The following is a 16133-nucleotide window of genomic DNA, read 5'->3' as shown; positions in this document are numbered from 1 at the left end:
AGCAGCTGGCGCGCGAGCTCGACGGGCTGGAGGCCGAGCGCGAGGCGCTGGCGGCCGACGCCGAAGCCCAGGCCCGCGCCCGCCGCCAGGCCATGGACACCATCGGCGTCCTGCGCCGGGGCGACGCCGACGCGCCCCCCGCGCACGCCGGGGCCGAGCCATGACCGCTGGGCCGCCGCCGGACGCCGGCATGCAGCTTCGCCTGTACGTGGCGGGGAACGCCCCCAACTCCGCCGCCGCCATCCGCAACCTGCAGCGGGTGCGCGAGGAACTGGGCGAGTGCGAAGTGGAAATCGTGGACCTGTCGCAGACCCCCGGCCGTGCCCGCGAGGACGGCATCCTGGTCACCCCCGCGCTGGTGTGCCTGGCTCCCCGCCGGGCCCTGGTGCTGGGCAACCTTTCCGATACCGCGGCGGTCCTTGCCGCCCTTGGCCGATGATTGCTCCCGTCCTCCCGCAGCAGCGCCTTCCCGAGCTCATCTCGCGGCTCGGCGCCCTTCTCGAAGAAATCGACGACGCCACCGGCGGCCAGGTGGACGCCCTGGTGGACCCGGCCGGCCAGGTGAGCTGGCTGCTGCGCGGCGCCCAGGAGGCGCTGGTGCGCCAGGAGCAGGAGTTCCGCGCCCTGGCCGAAAACTCCGCCGACCTCATCCTGCGCGTGAGCCCGGGGCTCCGGGTGCTGTACGCCAACCCCGCGGCGCTGCGGACGCGTGGAGAGCCGCTGGAAACGCTGCGCGGCACCCTGCTTCACGAGCTCATGGGGGGCGAGGCGGGAACGGCCGGGGTGCAGGCGGCCATCGAGGAGGTGGTGGCGACGGGGCAGCCTCGCGAGGGCGAGTTCGTCTTCGGCGCGGGCGCCTCCGGGCGCGTGCTCCACGCGCGCCTGAACCCCGAGCTGGGGATGGACGGCGAGCTCGCGTCCGTCCTGGCGGTGCTGCGCGACACCACCGCCATCCACGCCTCTACCCGGGAGCTGGCGGCGGCGCACAAGCGCATCAGCGGCATCCTGGAAAGCGTGACCGACGCGTTCTTCTCGCTGGACGCCGGCTGGCGCTTCACGTACCTGAACTCGCGCGCCGAGGCGCTGATGCGCCGCGAGCGCGCGGAGCTCCTGGGCCGGACCCTGTGGGAGGCCTTTCCCGCCGCGGCCGGCACCCGGTTCGAAACGGAGTACCGCCGCGTGGCCGCCGAGCGCGTGCCGACCATGTTCGAGGAGTTCTACGCCCCGCTGAACACCTGGCGCGAGGTGCACGCGTACCCGGCCGAGGACGGCGGGGTGTCCGTCTACTTCCGCGACATCAGCGAGCGCAAGGCCCGGGAGCGCGAAACCGCGGACCTGGTGGAGCGGCTGGCGACCAAGCGGGCGCTGCTCGAGGCCGTGCTCCGCCAGCTTCCCGTGGGCGTGGTGATCGCCGAGGCCCCGTCCGGGCGGCTGCTGATGGGCAACGAGCAGGTGGACCGGATCTTCGGCCACGGCTACCGGCCCTCGGCCTCCATCGGCGAGTACGGCGAGTGGGTGGGCCATCACCCCGACGGGCGCCGGGTGCACTCGGAGGAATGGCCCCTTTCCCGGGCGCTGCGCACCGGCATGCCGGCCGGCCCCGACGAGTACCACGTGCCCCGGGCCGACGGCACGCGGGGCACCGCCCGGCTGAGCGCCTCGCCGGTGATGGACGCGCAGGGCGCGGTGATCGCGGGGGTGGTGGTGATCGCCGACGTCACCGAGCAGCGCGGGGCGCTCGACGCGCTGCGCGCCAGCGACGAGCGCTTCCGGCTGGTGAACCTGGCCACAAACGACATCATCTACGACTGGGAGCTGGCGGCCGGCACGCTGGACTGGAACGCCGCCCTGGGCACCCTGGGATACGACCTCGCCACCGTTCCCCGGACGGCGGACTGGTGGTACGAGCAGGTGCACCCCGACGACACCCCCCGCGTGCGGGCCAGCCTGGACCGTTTCCTGGCCGGGAGGGGGCTCTACTGGTCCGAGGACTACCGCTTCCGGCGCGCCGACGGCTCGTACGCCCGCGTGTACGACCGTGCCCACCTGGTGCGCGGCGAAGACGGCCGGCCGGAACGGATGATCGGCTCCATGCTCGACGTCAGCCAGCGCGACGCGGCCGACGCCGCCCTCCACCACCAGGCGCTGCTCCTGGACACGGTGGAGCAGGCGGTGATCGCCACCGACCTGCAGGGGAACATCACCTACTGGAACCGCTTCGCCGAAGAGCTCTACGGATGGAAGCGCCACGAGGTGATGGGCCGCTCCGTGGTGGAGGTGACCCCCTCGGAAGAGATGATGCAGGAGGCCGCGAAGATCATGGAGCGGCTGTCGCGGGGCGAAAGCTGGTCGGGGCAGTTCCCGGTGCGGCGCAGGGACGGCACCACCTTCATGGCCCAGGTGACGGACACGCCCATCTGCGGCCCCACCGGCGAGCTGGTGGGCGTGGTGGGGGTGTCGTTCGACATCACCGAGCGGCGCGACCTCGAGGAGCAGCTTCGCCAGTCGCAGAAGATGGACGCCGTGGGGCAGCTGGCCGGCGGGGTGGCCCACGACTTCAACAACCTGCTCACCGTCATCCAGGGCACCGTCGAGCTGCTGAAGGCCGACCTGCCCCCGGCCGACCCCGTCCGCGACGACATCCACCAGATCGGCGAGGCCGCCGAGCGCGCGGCCACCCTCACGCGCCAGCTGCTGGCCTTCAGCCGCCGGCAGATCCTGAAGCCCCAGCCCGTGAACCTGGCCAGCCTGGTGAGCGGCCTGCTCCCCATGCTCAAGCGGCTGATCGGCGAGGACGTGGAGCTGCGCTTCCAGGCCGGCGCGGCGGCGGCCCAGGCCGAGGCCGATCCCGGGCAGCTGGAGCAGGTGCTGCTGAACCTGGTGGTGAACGCCCGCGACGCCATTCCGGCCGGCGGCGGGCGGATCATGGTGGAAACGCGCGAGGTGGAGGTGCGGGCCGGCGACGAGGGCCCCGACGCGGGGCTGGCCCCGGGGCGGTACGCCGTGCTGGCGGTGAGGGACTCGGGAACGGGAATGCCGGAGGAGGTGCGCCGGCGCGTGTTCGAGCCGTTCTTCACCACCAAGGAGCCCGGCAAGGGCACGGGGCTGGGGCTGAGCACGGTGTACGGCATCGCCAGGCAGAGCGACGGCCACGTGTTCGTCGACAGCGCGCCCGGCAAGGGCACCGAGTTCCGGGTGTACCTGCCCGCCCGCGCCACGCCGGAGCCGGCCGGGGCGGAGCCCCGGTCCCCGTCGCCCACCGGCACCGAGACCGTGCTGCTGATCGAGGACGAGGAGGCGGTGCGCAGCCTGACGCGCCGCGTGCTCACCCGCCACGGCTACACCGTGCTGGAGGCGCGCGACGGATCCGAGGCGCTGGAAATGGCCCGGCTGCAGGCCGACCGCATCGACCTAGTGATCTCGGACGTGGTGATGCCCGGGCGCAGCGGGCCGGCCGCGGCGGGGGAGATCTCGCACATCGCGGGCGGCGCGCCCGTGCTGTACATGTCGGGCTACACCGACGACGACATCCTCCGCCGGGGAATCCGCACCGCCGACACCCACTTCCTCCAGAAGCCCTTCTCGCCGCACGCCATCCTGGCCCAGGTGCGCTCGCTGCTCGACGCGCGGCGGCACTGATCCGCGGGCGGAATTCGCCGCCCTCGAAGTCACGACCGCCCCCGGCCCCCGCCGGGGGCGGTCGTGTTTCAGCCCCGAACGTGGGACGAAGGGCGCGGTTCGTGCCCCGGAAACGCAGCTGGTCCGTGCACTTTGCGCACGGCTGGCGAGTTCGGTATGTTTTCGGGAATATGAAGGATCGCATCGTCATTCGCGGGGCCCGGCAGCACAACCTCAAGAACCTGGACCTCGACATCCCCCGGCGCGCCGTCGTGGTGGTCACGGGGCCGTCGGGTTCGGGCAAGTCGTCGCTGGCCTTCGACACCGTCTACGCCGAGGGGCAGCGGCGCTACGTGGAATCGCTTTCCACCTACGCCAAGCAGTTCCTCGACCGAATGGAAAAGCCGGACGTGGACCGGGTGGAGGGCATTTCGCCCGCCGTGGCCATCGAGCAGCGCAACCCCACCAAGACCAGCCGCAGCACCGTGGGCACGGCCACGGAGGTGTACGACTACCTTCGCCTGCTGTGGGCGCGCGTGGGGCGCACCTACTGCCCCGGGCCGCACCCGGACCAGCCGTGCGGCCGCGAGGTGAAGCCCGACAGCGTGCAGTCGGCCACCGACGCCATCCTGGCGCTCCCCGGCGGCACCCGGCTGATGGTGTGCTTTCCCCTTCCGCTCTCCGCCCGTGTCACCCATGCGCTGGTGGTCGACAACCTACGCGCGCTGGGCTTCGTGCGCCTGCTGGCGGACGGGCGCGAGCTTCACCTGGACGAGCTGCCCGGCGGGATCGACCTCACCAGGTCGCGCGAGCTGCTGGTGGTGGTCGACCGCCTGAGGGCCGACCCGGACGACGCGGCGCGCCTGGCCGACTCGCTGCAGACGGCCTTCGCCGAGGGCGAGGGCGAGGCCGTCGTCGTTCCCCTGGCGGCGCCGGCGCTGCGCTTCACGGAGCGGTTCCGCTGCCCGGACCACCCGGAGATCGAGTTCGCCACTCCCTCGCCCCAGCTCTTTTCCTTCAACAACCCGTACGGCTCGTGCCCGGAGTGCACCGGCTTCGGCGCGGTGCTGCGCTACGACGAGTCGCTGATCGTTCCCAACGCGTCGCGCTCCCTGGCCGAAGGCGCGGTGGACCCGTGGAGCAAGCCGCGCTACGAGGACCGCCGCCGCAAGCTCTCGGACTTCGCGGCGAAGCAGGGCGTGTCGATGGACGCGCCGTGGGCCGGGCTTCCCGAGGAGTTCCGCCGCGCCGTCCTCCACGGCACGCGCGGGTTCCAGGGCATGTTCCAGTTCCTGGAGGCGCTGGAGGAAAAGCGCTACAAGCAGTACATCCGCGTCTTCCTGCGCCAGTACCAGAGCAGCCAGGACTGCCCGGTGTGCGGCGGCGCCAAGCTGCGTCCCGAGGCGCTGCGGGTGCGCGTGGCCAACCGCACCGTGGCCGACGTGTCCGCCCTTCCCCTGGCCAGGCTGCGGCCCTGGCTGGCGGCCATGCTGCACGGCCGCGCGGGCGACCCCGACTGTCCCCAGCCGCCGCTGACCGGGCAGGAGCGCGAGATCGCCGCGTCCATCCTCAAGGAGCTGGACTCGCGGGTGGGCTTCCTGGTGGACGTGGGGCTGGGATACCTGACGCTCGACCGGCAGACGCGCACGCTTTCCGGCGGCGAGGCGCAGCGCATCTCCCTTTCCAACGCGCTGGGCAGCCGCCTGGTCGACACGCTCTACGTGCTCGACGAGCCCACGATCGGCCTTCACCCCGCGGACAACGACCGCCTGCTTCGCCTGCTCGTGCGCCTGCGCGAGCACGGCAACACCGTCATCGTGGTGGAGCACGACCCCGAGGCCATGCGCCTGGCCGACTGGCTGGTGGAGCTGGGGCCCGGCAGTGGCGAACTGGGCGGCGAGCTGATGTTCCAGGGCACGCTGGAGCAGCTGATGGTGGCCGACACGTTGACGGGCCGCTACCTCTCCGGCCGGGAAAGCATCGCCGTTCCCGCGCGCCGGCGGGGGGTGGACGGGCTGCGGCTGCGGCTGGAGGGCGCGCGCGAGCACAACCTGAAGGGCGACGCGGCCGTCTTTCCCCTGGGCGCCATCACGGTGGTGACGGGGGTGTCGGGATCGGGAAAGAGCACGCTGGTGCACGACGTTCTCTTCCGCGCCGTGGAGCGCGAGCTGTCCGGCGGGGAAACCAGCGCCAAGCGGCACCTGGGCGAGACGGTGGGCGGATACGAGCGGCTGCAGGGCGTGGGCACGCTGCGCGAGGTGGTGCTGGTGGACCAGTCGCCCATCGGCCGCACGCCGCGCTCCAACCCCGTGACCTACATCAAGGCGTACGACGACGTGCGCCGCATCTTCTCCAGCCTGCCGGACGCGAAGCGGCTGGGGTTCGGGCCCGGGCACTTCTCGTTCAACGTGGCGGGGGGGCGCTGCGAGGCGTGCAAGGGCGAGGGGCAGGTGCAGGTGGAGATGGTGTTCATGGCCGACGTCTTCGTCCCCTGCGAAATCTGCGGCGGCGCGCGGTTCAAGCCCGAGGTGCTGGAGGTGAAGTACCGCGGACGGTCCATCCGCGACGTGCTGGAGATGACGGTGGACGAGGCCATCCGCTTCTTTCTTCACGAGGACCGGCTGGGCGAAATCCTCTGGCACCTTCAGCAGGTGGGGCTGGGATACCTGCGGCTGGGGCAGCCCGCGCCCACGCTGTCCGGGGGCGAGGCGCAGCGGATCAAGGTGGCGCGCGAGCTGGCGATGGGGGCGCGGCGCGGCGGGCGCAAGCTGTACATCATGGACGAGCCCACCACCGGGCTCCACATGGACGACATCCGCAAGCTGCTGCGCGTGCTGGGCGACCTGGCCGACGCGGGGCACACGGTGATCCTGATCGAGCACAACCTGGACGTGATCAAGACGGCGGACTGGATCGTGGACCTGGGCCCCGGCGCTGGCCCCGACGGCGGGCACGTGGTGGCGATGGGGCGGCCGGAGGAGATCGTCCGCGTTCCCGAGAGCGTGACGGGCCAGTGGCTGGCCCCGCTCCTGGCCGCGGATTAGAACGAATAAACTGCATTTCACGCAGAGGACGCAGAGAAGACAGAGAGGACGCAGAGGGGCCGTGGCTGACCTCTGCGTCCTCTCAGTTCCCTCTGCGTCCTCTGCGTGAAACTGTTGTTACTCCCGCACTTTCCTACCGGTGCGCCGTGCCCCAGCGGCGGTGGAACTCGTCGTGGGCGGCCTTGCACTCGCCGCGAACCTGCACCTGCCAGCGGATGTCCAGCGGACGCTGCGAGGCGCGCTCGCGGCACTGTCGGTCGTGCGAGTAGTGGAATTCGCGGTGCGCCTCTTCATACGAGCCGCTGGTGCCGCCGTAGCGGCTGTCGCGCGTGCGGCGCTCGTACTGGTCGCGCGTCTCGTAGCGTCCGGTGCGGCTGTCCAACCGCTCCCACGTGGACGAACGGCTGTTGTACCGGCAGTTGGCGGCGGTGTTGTGCGGGTTGCCGCGCCCCTGGCACCACCCCGGCGGCACCCGGCGCTCGCCGCGGCGCTCGAACCGCGGCTCGTCGCGGCGGTCACGCGCATGCCGCTCGTCACGGTCGTCGTCGCGATCATACCGGTCGTCGTCGTCACGGTCGCGGTCGCGCTGCTCCTGGCCCTGCCCGCGTCCGTTGCCGTTCCCGCCCTTCTGTGCATCCGCCGGCGTGGCCGAAAGAGCCGCCGCGAACGCCAGCACCAGGGGAAGGGAGAACTTCATCGTCATCATCTGCTTGGCTCCACTGTTCGGTGTCGTGCGTCCGAATCTCGGCAGCCACAGAGGGCAATGCAGAGGCCAAACGACGAAATCACAAAAACTTAGGAACCACGCGGATGTTTCCGATTCCTGCTTCCGTATCAGCGCCCGGCTCGTCCTCCCACGGGGACGGGGGCTGTCTCGGAGCGAGACCGGACGGGGACGAAGCGCTCGCGCCGGCGGCCACGCCAGGCGCGGAAGCGGCGCAGCGAGAGCGAAAGGCCCGTCCACACGAGCAGCGCGGCGCCCAGCGACACCAGCCCGGCCACCGTCTGCCCGGCCAGCCCCGCGACCTCGCCCGTGTGCGCGAAGCGAAGGAAGCTGCGCACCTGGCGCCCCCGGGTGCTCGCGGCGAAAGGCTCCCACTTCTCCACATGGCCCGTGGCGGAGAGCGACAGGCTCGCCCGCTTCTGCGGCTGCCCACCGTCTCCCCGGTCAATGGTGAACGCGACGGGCTTATCGGCCTCGGAGGGGATCTGCAGCGTGATGCTTCGCCACCCGCCCACCTGCCGCTCGGCGCGGACGCGCAGGGCCTCGATCCCGGTCAGGCGGGGCGCATCGCCTTTGCCGCCGCGGGCTCCAGCCGACGCACCGCCGCCCGCAGGGGGCGGGGGCGCCTCGCCCACGGCGCGGTACACCAGGTCGCCCGCCCAGCGGTAGGAGATGACCACGCCGGAAAGAACGATCAGGAACAGCGGCACGGCAGACCAGAAGCCGATGACGTTGTGCCAGTTGAAGTCGCGCGCCTTGCCCGGCAGCCCGCGCCGGAACAGCAGCACGTTGCGCATCGCCGCCGCATTCCAGTTGCGCGGCCACCAGAGATAGAAGCCGCTGACCACGAGGAAGAGGAACATCAGGTTGGCGGCGCCCGTCAGCGCCTTGCCCCGGTCGCGCGCCGGCCCCTCGCCCTGCGCGCCCAACCAGCGGTGCCACGCAACTACCGTTCGGAAGAAGCCGCGGACGCCGGGAGAGCCCGCGCTCAGCACCTGTCCCGTGTACGCGTTCACGAACACCGCCTTTTCGCGGCCGAACGCCACCTCCACGGGGCGCTCGGGATCCGCGTGCCACCGCAGCGTGGTGGGCTTTCCCTTTTCCCCCGCGGTCACCCGCTGCATCAGCACGTCCGCGGGAAGGCGCGCGGCACCCGCGGCCGGGGGTGACCCGTCCAGCCCGCGCGTGTCGGCCCAGGCGGTCAGCTCCCGCTGGTAGGTCAGCAGCACGCCCGTCACCGACATCACCAGCACCACCAGGGCGGCGGGGATGGCCGTGAGCAGGTGCGCCCAGAAGATCACGGTTCGAAACTGCCGCATCGCGGGACGCTTTCCAGTTCGTATGACGTACACGCCCTGCCCCCCCGAAACGGCGGCGGAGAGTAGGTTGAGAATGATTCTCAATCAGAGTAGCCGGACGATATCCCGGCTCCCCGATCCCCGCAAGCCCCGCGGCCGGCGCGCCCTTGCCCGCCCCGCCCCGCCGGGCCTACAATGGCGGGGACGTTCCCGCGGCCCATGACCGGCGATCCACGTGCTAAAAAACTTGAACGTGTGCCGCGCCTTCTTCCACCGAACGGAGAAGCCCAGATGAAGCGTGTGTTGTCGGCGCTCGCGCTGGCGGCCCTGGCCGGCTGCACGCGAGGCACGGCCGCGCCCCCCGCGCAGGGGCCCGCGCCCGATGCGGCGCAGCGGCAGTCCAGCGATCCCTTCCCATCCACCTACCGCCCCCTGGCCTCGCGCCCCACGCTGATCCGGGGCGGCACGGTGATGACGGCGGCCGGGCAGGTCATCCCCAACGGCGAAGTGCTGATGGTGGACGGACGCATCGCCGCCGTGGGCACCGCCCTGCAGGCGCCGGCGGACGCGGTGGTGCTGGACGCCACGGGCAGGTTCGTGACGCCCGGGGTCATCGACACGCACTCGCATTTGGGCGTGTACGCCAGCCCCGGCGTGCAGGCGCACAGCGACGGCAACGAGGCCACCAGCCCCAACACCGCCGAGGTGTGGGCCGAGCACTCGGTGTGGCCGCACGACCCCGGCTTCACCCGGGCGCTGGAGGGCGGCGTCACCTCCATGCAGATCCTTCCCGGCAGCGCCAACCTCTTCGGCGGGCGCAGCGTCACGCTCAAGAACGTGCCCAGCCGCACGGCGCAGGGAATGAAGTTTCCCGGCGCGCCGTACGGGCTGAAGATGGCGTGCGGCGAAAACCCGAAGCGCGTGTACGGCCAGCGCGGCGGCCCGGCCACCCGCATGGGCAACGTCGCCGGCTTCCGCAGCGCGTGGATCCGCGCCCAGGACTATCGCCGCCGGATGGACGCGGCAGGCAACCGGGGCGGGACCTCCGGCGACGCGGGCGGCGGCGGGGGAGGCGGCGGAAGCGCGCCGACGCGCGACCTGGAGCTGGAAACGCTGGCGGGGGTGCTGCGGGGAGAGATCCTGGTGCACAACCACTGCTACCGCGGCGACGAGATGGCGCAGATGATCGACATCGCGCGCGAGTTCGGCTACCGCATCCGCTCCTTCCACCACGGGGTAGAAGCGTACAAGGTGCGCGACCTGATGGCCCGCGACAGCATCAGCGGCTCGCTGTGGGCGGATTGGGGCGGCTTCAAGATGGAGGCGCTGGACTTCACCCGCGCCAACGTCGCCATGCTGCACCAGGCGGGCGGCATCGCCGTGGTGCACTCCGACGACCCCACCGGCATCCAGAAGCTGAACCAGGAAGCGGCGAAGGCGCTCCAGGCCGGCCGCGAGATGGGGATGGAGATCAGCGACAACGACGCGCTGCGCTGGATTACGGCAAACGCCGCGTGGGCGCTCGGCATCCACCAGCAGGTAGGCACGCTGGAGGCGGGGAAGCACGCCGACGTGGTGATCTGGAGCCACAACCCGTTCAGCGTCTACGCCCGGGCGGACCAGGTCTTCATCGACGGCGCGCTGCTGTACGACCGGATGAACCCGAACCGCCAGCCCCGCACCGACTTCGAGGTTGGGCTCTTCCCCGCGGAGGCCGTACGATGAACCGGATTCTTCTCACCGCGGCGGCGCTCTGCTTCGCCGCCGCCCCGGCCGGGGCCCAGGCCATCGCCATCGTGGGCGGCGACGTGTACACGGCCGACGGAACGCCCATCCGCGGCGGCACGGTGGTCATCCAGAACGGGCGGATCACCGCCGTGGGCGCCAACGTCGCCATTCCCGCAGGCGCGCGCCGGATCGACGCCACGGGCAAGTGGGTGACGCCGGGGCTCATCGAGAGCAGCACCACGATGGGGATCACCGAGGTCGGCTCCATCACCGAAAGCAACGACGCGGAGATCCGGGACGTCACCTCGCGCCGCGACACCGACGACCAGGTGCAGGCCGCCTTCACCGTAACCGAGGGATTGAACCCGCGGAGCATGGTGGTTCCCATCGTCCGGATCATGGGCGTCACCACGGCGATCACCCGGCCGTCCGGGAGCCTGATCTCCGGGCAGGGAGCGATGATCGACCTGGTCGGCAACCGCGTGGAAGACATGACGGTGGTTTCTCCGATCGGGATGTACGCCAGCCTGGGCGAGAACGCCCGCGGCGCTGTGGGCGGGCCCCGCGCCGCCGTCTCCATGCGGCTGCGCGAGGTGCTGGAGGATGCCCGGGCCTATGCGCGCAACCGGCAGAGCTTCGAGCGGGGCGAAACGCGCGAGTTTTCGGTGAGCCGGCTGGACCTGGAGGCGCTGCAGCCGGTGCTCGCGGGGCGGGAGCCGCTGGTGGTGGAGGCGCACCGCGCCAGCGACATCCAGCTCGCGCTACGCATTGCCCGCGAGTACGACCTGCGGCTGATCGTCACGGGAGGCACCGAGGCCTGGATGGTGGCGGACGAGCTGGCGCGGGCGCGGGTGCCGGTGCTGGTGAAGGTGCTCAACAACCTGCCCGGGAGCTTCGAGTCGCTGGGCGCCACCTACGAGAACGCCGCGCGTCTTCGCCGGGCGGGCGTGCAGGTGGCGCTCACCAGCGGCGAGACGTGGCGGGCGTACACCATCCGCCAGGAGGCGGGGAACGCCGTGGCGTACGGCCTGCCCTGGGCCGAGGCGTTCCGCGCCGTGACGCTGTATCCGGCGCAGATCTGGGGCGTGGCCGACCGGTACGGCTCGCTGGAGGCGGGGAAGGTGGCGAACGTGGTGGTGTGGAGCGGCGACCCCTTCGAGCTGCTCACCCGCGTGGAGCACGTGATCATCCGCGGGCAGGAGGTGCCGCTGGTCAGCCGCGAGACGCAGCTGCGCGACCGGTACCGCACGCTCGACGAGAACGTGAGGACGTACCGGCAGCCGTGACCGGGCAGTGCGTGAGTGCGTGAGTGCGTGAGTGCGTCTAACTGCACTCGCTGACGACAGAGTTTGATGCGCCCCCGCGGACTTGGTGTCCGCGGGGGCGCTGTTCGTCAGGCTTGCGTGCTTCCTCTGTTCACGTTTACATTGTGGACAGGGCGGTTCCTCCTGATCCGAGGGCTGTACGTGCCGGCGCTCCAACCCGCGCCATGGGATGCGGGGAGAGCCACGGGACGCAGCCTGTGGAGCGGGAAGTGGACGGTGATCGAGACATATCGGCGAGCACGGGAGCGACATGCCACCGTCCGCCGCGAAGCGTACGCCATTACACGGGACGCTGCGCTGACCGCGGGGATCTGCGGACCGGCGCTGCGGCTGGCCGACATCGACCATCGGGCGCTGCAAGCCTGGCGTGAGACGTGGACCAGCCGGCACCCGTCCGGTGCGGGTGGCTGGGATTGGCCGCGGCTCGTGGAGCGGTTGCCGCACCGCCCAGCGATCATGCCCCTCGCGATCTGGTACGGTGACGATCTCTGCGGGCTGGCTCTGGGCCACCTGTCCCCGCGGCGCACCGGCGGCCGGCGCCTCACGGTGACGGTGAGCCGAATCGAACGCCGTCCGGAACCCCCGCCTGTGGCATTGCGCCGCAACGTCGCGCTACTGGGGATTGCCGCGGCGCGCAACTACGGCAGCAACTTCGGCGCTCGGCTGCTCCGGATTACCCAGCCAGACCCGCGCCTGATCGAGTTCTACCAGAGCCTTGGATGCCGGGTTGTGCGGAACGGAGGGCGGCCAATACATTGCGAACAGGAGTGTAAGGCATGGACATCCTGAGAGTGCCGATGAGTGAGCCAGTTCCGAACACCCGGGGCGAGCGGAGCGTTTCCGCGCGGATTCAGCGCGCGTTCGACACCTCTGATCCGTTGTGGCGCGAAGAAGTCCGTCGTCGCATCCGCGCTACGGAGTTCATTTCCTCGCTCTCGCCGGAGGTCCTTGCGAAGCTCCAGAGCATGGAAGAGCCGGCCGCGAGTGGAGGCCCCGCGCCGAAGCGCGAATTCCTGTAAGCCGCACGTATTCGAAAAGCGCCCCTGTGGACCTGTGTCCGCGGGGGCGCTCGTGCTTGGAGTGGCGCGCCCGTCGGACGGTGGAACCACCGCCGGGTGAACCCGCGGCTGGAGCAGCGGCAAGCCCGACACGGCTGCCGGCCGGCCGTTCGCGGCTTCAATAGCGGTCCCCTCACCCCTGCCGTGGACGCGCGCGAGATGCGAGGCTGCACGCCCGCATGCAGTCCGCGCAGAAGCCGCGCAGAAGGACTTCGGGTAGTCGTTGCCGCGAATTCTTCGCCCCAGCAGCGCCGGGCACTCCCGCACTCCCGCACTCCCGCACTCCCGCACTCCCGCACTCCCGCACTCCCGCACTCCCGCACTCCCGCACTCACGCACTCCCGCACTAACGCACTCCCGCACTCCCGCACTAACGCACTAACGCACTAACGCACTAACGCACTAACGCACTAACGCACTAACGCACTAACGCACTCCCACACTCCCACCCCTCGCGCACGTACGCGCGGTCGTACGCGCAGGCATGCGCGCGCACTGGCGGAAAGCAGCCCCAAAGCGTACGTTGATGACCTTCTCGGCCCCCCTCTGCCCGGGGCACCGGACGGCCTCGCCGGGGTATCATCCCCCGAGCGCCCAAGTGCGCGTCAGGCAACGCTTTCCAGACCGTTCCACACGCCCAGATGTCCGACGACTTCACGCCAGAGACGCCCGACCACGACGGCGACGAGCCGGTCATGGTCCCGGGCATTCCCGTTTCGCGCATCCTGCCCCGGCTGATCGAGCAGGAGATGCGCGAGTCGTTCATCGACTACTCGATGAGCGTCATCGTGCAGCGCGCGCTTCCCGACGTGCGCGACGGCCTCAAGCCGGTGCACCGCCGCATCCTGTTCGCCATGCAGGAGGCGGGGCTCATCCCCACCCGCGCCTACAAGAAGTGCGCGACGGTGGTGGGCGACGTGCTGGGCAAGTACCACCCGCACGGCGACTCCTCGGTGTACGACGCCCTCGTGCGCATGGTGCAGGACTTTTCCCTGCGCTACCCGCTGGTCGACGGGCAGGGCAACTTCGGCAGCATCGACGGCGACGCGGCGGCGGCCTACCGCTACACCGAGTCGCGCCTGGCGCCGCTGGCCATGGAGCTGCTGGCCGACATCGACAAGGAAACGGTCGACTTTTCGCCGAACTACGACGACCGGCTCATGGAGCCGAAGGTCCTCCCGGCGAAGTTCCCCAACCTGCTGGTCAACGGCTCGAGCGGCATCGCGGTGGGCATGGCCACCAACATTCCGCCGCACAACCTGCGCGAGGTGGTGAACGCCTGCGTGCACCTGATCGACAACCCCGACGCCACCTGGGAAGACCTTCACCAGTTCGTGCGGGGGCCCGACTTTCCCACCGGCGGCGTGATCTACGGGCGCGACGGCTTCCGCGGCGCGTACGAGCACGGCCGCGGCCGCGTGGTGCTGCGCGCGCGCGCCGAGATCGAGGAAAAGGAAGGCGGCCGCGAGCGCATCGTCATCACCGAGGTGCCGTTCCAGGTGAACAAGTCGCGGGTGATCGAGCACATCGCCGAGCTGGTGCGCGACAAGAAGATCGAGGGGATCGCCGACCTTCGCGACGAGAGCGACCGCCGCATCCGCGTGGTCATCGAGCTCAAGCGCGACGCCATTCCCCACATCGTGCTCAACCAGCTGTACAAGCATACGCAGCTGCAGAGCACCTTCGGCATCATCATGCTGGCGCTGGCGGGGGGCGTGCCCAAGATCATGGGCCTGCGCGAGATGCTTCAGCACTTCGTGCAGCACCGGCACACCGTGGTGCGCCGCCGGGCCGAGTTCGAGCTTCGCAAGGCGCGCGAGCGCGAGCACATCCTGGAAGGCCTCAAGATCGCCGTCGACAACATCGACGAGGTGATCGCCATCATCCGCGGCTCCGAGACCACGGGCGAGGCGGGGGTGGCCCTGCGGACGCGGTTCGCGCTCTCGGAGCGGCAGAGCGACGCCATCCTGAACATGCGGCTGGCGCGCCTGACCGGGCTGGAGATCGAGCAGCTGGAGGCCGAGCTGGGCGAGGTGCGCGCCACCATCGCCGACCTCGAGGACATCCTGGGCAACGTCGAGCGGCGCAAGTCCATCATCAAGGACGAGCTGATCGAGGTTGCCGACAAGTTCGGCGACGAGCGGCGCACCGAGATCCTGGGCGACGCGTCGAGCCTCTCCATCGAGGACCTGATCCCCGACGAGGAGATGGTGATCACCGTCAGCCACACGGGCTACATCAAGCGCGTGCCCTCCGACACCTACCGCGCCCAGGCGCGCGGCGGGCGGGGGATCGAGGGGATGAAGACCAAGGAAGAAGACTGGGTGGAGCACCTGTTCCTGGCCAACACCCACGACTACCTGATGTTCTTCACCCGCGACGGCCAGTGCTACTGGCTGAAGGTGCACGAGATTCCCGTGGGCAGCCGCAACAGCCGCGGCAAGCCGGTGGTGAACCTGATCAACATCGCCTCCGACGAGAAGGTGGCGGCGCTGGTGCCGGTGCGCACCTTCAGCCCCGACAAGTCGCTGATCTTCGCCACCCGCAAGGGCGTGGTGAAGAAGACGTCGCTGGCGGCGTACGGAAACCCGCGCCGCGTGGGGCTGAACGCCATCAACGTGCTCGAGGACGACGAGCTGATCACCGTGATCCCCGCCGACGGCTCGTGCAACGTGGTGCTGGCCACGCGCGAGGGGATGGCCATCCGCTTCGAGGAAAAGGACGTCCGCGAGATGGGGCGCGCCACCACCGGCGTGCGCGGCATCACCCTGCAGGAGAGCGACGAGGTCATCGGCATGGTGGTCACCAAGCCGGGCTCGTCGCTGCTGGTGATCACCGAGCTGGGGATGGGCAAGCGCACCCCGCTGGAGGCCTACCGCTGCCAGCGCCGCGGCGGGCGCGGGGTGATCAACGTGCGCATCTCCGACAAGACGGGTCGCGTCGTGGCCATCAAGGAGGTGCACGACGGCGACGAGCTGATGGTGATCACCCGGCAGGGCGTGATCATCCGCACCCCGGTGGACGGCATCCGCTCCATCGGCCGCAACACCCAGGGCGTCAAGCTGATCAACCTGGGCGCCAAGGACGCGGTGATGGACGTGGCGCGCGTGGTGAACGAGGACGAGGAGCCCAAGGCCATCCTGGCCGACGAGGAGCCCGGCCAGGAGGTGGTGGACAGCACCGCGCTGGAGGAGTCGCTGGGGATCGACCCGGAAGACGGCGAGTTCGACGACGAGCCGGCCGACGCGGGCGACCTGATCGACGAGGACGCCGGCGACGACTCCATCGACGAGCTGCTCGGCGACGAGTAAGCGCAACGTCGGGCATGACGACGAGCG

10 protein-coding genes are annotated in these 16133 nt (G+C 70.6%); 8 read left to right on the top strand and 2 right to left on the bottom strand.

The window, feature by feature from the left end; translation table 11 throughout:
* The first annotated feature begins 160 nt into the window (after nucleotides 1–160).
* The 3 genes from VGB24_RS23950 (at nucleotide 161) to uvrA (ending at nucleotide 6662) form a co-directional block, all read left to right on the top strand.
* Nucleotides 161–439 (top strand): circadian clock KaiB family protein, encoded by a 279-nt coding sequence (locus VGB24_RS23950; protein ID WP_331075456.1) that lies wholly within the window; start codon nucleotides 161–163, stop codon nucleotides 437–439.
* Nucleotides 436–3639: a PAS domain S-box protein gene (locus VGB24_RS23945; protein ID WP_331075455.1), complete on the top strand. Its 3204-nt coding sequence runs from the start codon at nucleotides 436–438 to the stop codon at nucleotides 3637–3639. Before VGB24_RS23950 ends, VGB24_RS23945 begins: the two co-directional genes overlap by 4 nt.
* A gap of 170 nt (nucleotides 3640–3809) precedes the next feature.
* Nucleotides 3810–6662, top strand: a complete 2853-nt coding sequence (gene uvrA, locus VGB24_RS23940; protein ID WP_331075454.1) for an excinuclease ABC subunit UvrA — start codon at nucleotides 3810–3812, stop codon at nucleotides 6660–6662.
* 133 nt (nucleotides 6663–6795) lie between these two features.
* Here the strand turns inward: uvrA and VGB24_RS23935 are convergent, their stop codons facing one another.
* A complete protein-coding gene (locus VGB24_RS23935) occupies nucleotides 6796–7368 on the bottom strand; it encodes a hypothetical protein (protein ID WP_331075453.1) in 573 nt (190 codons plus the stop codon).
* A 128-nt stretch (nucleotides 7369–7496) separates the two neighbouring features.
* On the bottom strand, nucleotides 7497–8705 hold the full coding sequence (locus VGB24_RS23930; protein ID WP_331075452.1) for a PepSY-associated TM helix domain-containing protein: 1209 nt from the start codon (nucleotides 8703–8705) through the stop codon (nucleotides 7497–7499).
* A gap of 270 nt (nucleotides 8706–8975) precedes the next feature.
* Between VGB24_RS23930 and VGB24_RS23925 the strand changes: the two genes are divergently transcribed.
* The 5 genes from VGB24_RS23925 (at nucleotide 8976) to gyrA (ending at nucleotide 16106) form a co-directional block, all read left to right on the top strand.
* Entirely contained in the window at nucleotides 8976–10409 is a 1434-nt protein-coding gene (locus VGB24_RS23925) for an amidohydrolase (protein ID WP_331075451.1), read from the top strand.
* Nucleotides 10406–11698, top strand: a complete 1293-nt coding sequence (locus VGB24_RS23920; protein ID WP_331075450.1) for an amidohydrolase family protein — start codon at nucleotides 10406–10408, stop codon at nucleotides 11696–11698. The genes VGB24_RS23925 and VGB24_RS23920 overlap by 4 nt, the downstream gene beginning before the upstream one ends.
* Before the next feature lie 255 nt (nucleotides 11699–11953).
* Complete coding sequence (locus tag VGB24_RS23915; protein ID WP_331075449.1) at nucleotides 11954–12526, top strand: hypothetical protein; 573 nt, start codon at nucleotides 11954–11956, stop codon at nucleotides 12524–12526.
* Entirely contained in the window at nucleotides 12514–12756 is a 243-nt protein-coding gene (locus tag VGB24_RS23910; protein ID WP_331075448.1) for a hypothetical protein, read from the top strand. The genes VGB24_RS23915 and VGB24_RS23910 overlap by 13 nt, the downstream gene beginning before the upstream one ends.
* Before the next feature lie 734 nt (nucleotides 12757–13490).
* Complete coding sequence (gene gyrA, locus VGB24_RS23905) at nucleotides 13491–16106, top strand: DNA gyrase subunit A (protein ID WP_414676807.1); 2616 nt, start codon at nucleotides 13491–13493, stop codon at nucleotides 16104–16106.
* The last annotated feature ends 27 nt before the right edge of the window (nucleotides 16107–16133 follow it).

The organism is Longimicrobium sp. (genome assembly GCF_036399935.1).
Classification (GTDB): Bacteria; Gemmatimonadota; Gemmatimonadetes; order Longimicrobiales; family Longimicrobiaceae; genus Longimicrobium.
Note: the sequence above shows the minus strand (reverse complement) of the source record. Positions and strands in the feature narration are given on the sequence as shown.

What these genes read in the sequence shown, in the direction of transcription:
- VGB24_RS23935 (WP_331075453.1), bottom strand. Translation starts at nt 7,368, where the DNA reads ATGATGACGATGAAGTTCTCCCTTCCCCTGGTGCTGGCGTTCGCGGCG.
- gyrA (WP_414676807.1), top strand. Translation starts at nt 13,491, where the DNA reads ATGGTCCCGGGCATTCCCGTTTCGCGCATCCTGCCCCGGCTGATCGAG.
- VGB24_RS23925 (WP_331075451.1), top strand. Translation starts at nt 8,976, where the DNA reads ATGAAGCGTGTGTTGTCGGCGCTCGCGCTGGCGGCCCTGGCCGGCTGC.
- VGB24_RS23910 (WP_331075448.1), top strand. Translation starts at nt 12,514, where the DNA reads ATGGACATCCTGAGAGTGCCGATGAGTGAGCCAGTTCCGAACACCCGG.
- VGB24_RS23920 (WP_331075450.1), top strand. Translation starts at nt 10,406, where the DNA reads ATGAACCGGATTCTTCTCACCGCGGCGGCGCTCTGCTTCGCCGCCGCC.
- VGB24_RS23950 (WP_331075456.1), top strand. Translation starts at nt 161, where the DNA reads ATGACCGCTGGGCCGCCGCCGGACGCCGGCATGCAGCTTCGCCTGTAC.
- VGB24_RS23945 (WP_331075455.1), top strand. Translation starts at nt 436, where the DNA reads ATGATTGCTCCCGTCCTCCCGCAGCAGCGCCTTCCCGAGCTCATCTCG.
- VGB24_RS23930 (WP_331075452.1), bottom strand. Translation starts at nt 8,705, where the DNA reads ATGCGGCAGTTTCGAACCGTGATCTTCTGGGCGCACCTGCTCACGGCC.
- uvrA (WP_331075454.1), top strand. Translation starts at nt 3,810, where the DNA reads ATGAAGGATCGCATCGTCATTCGCGGGGCCCGGCAGCACAACCTCAAG.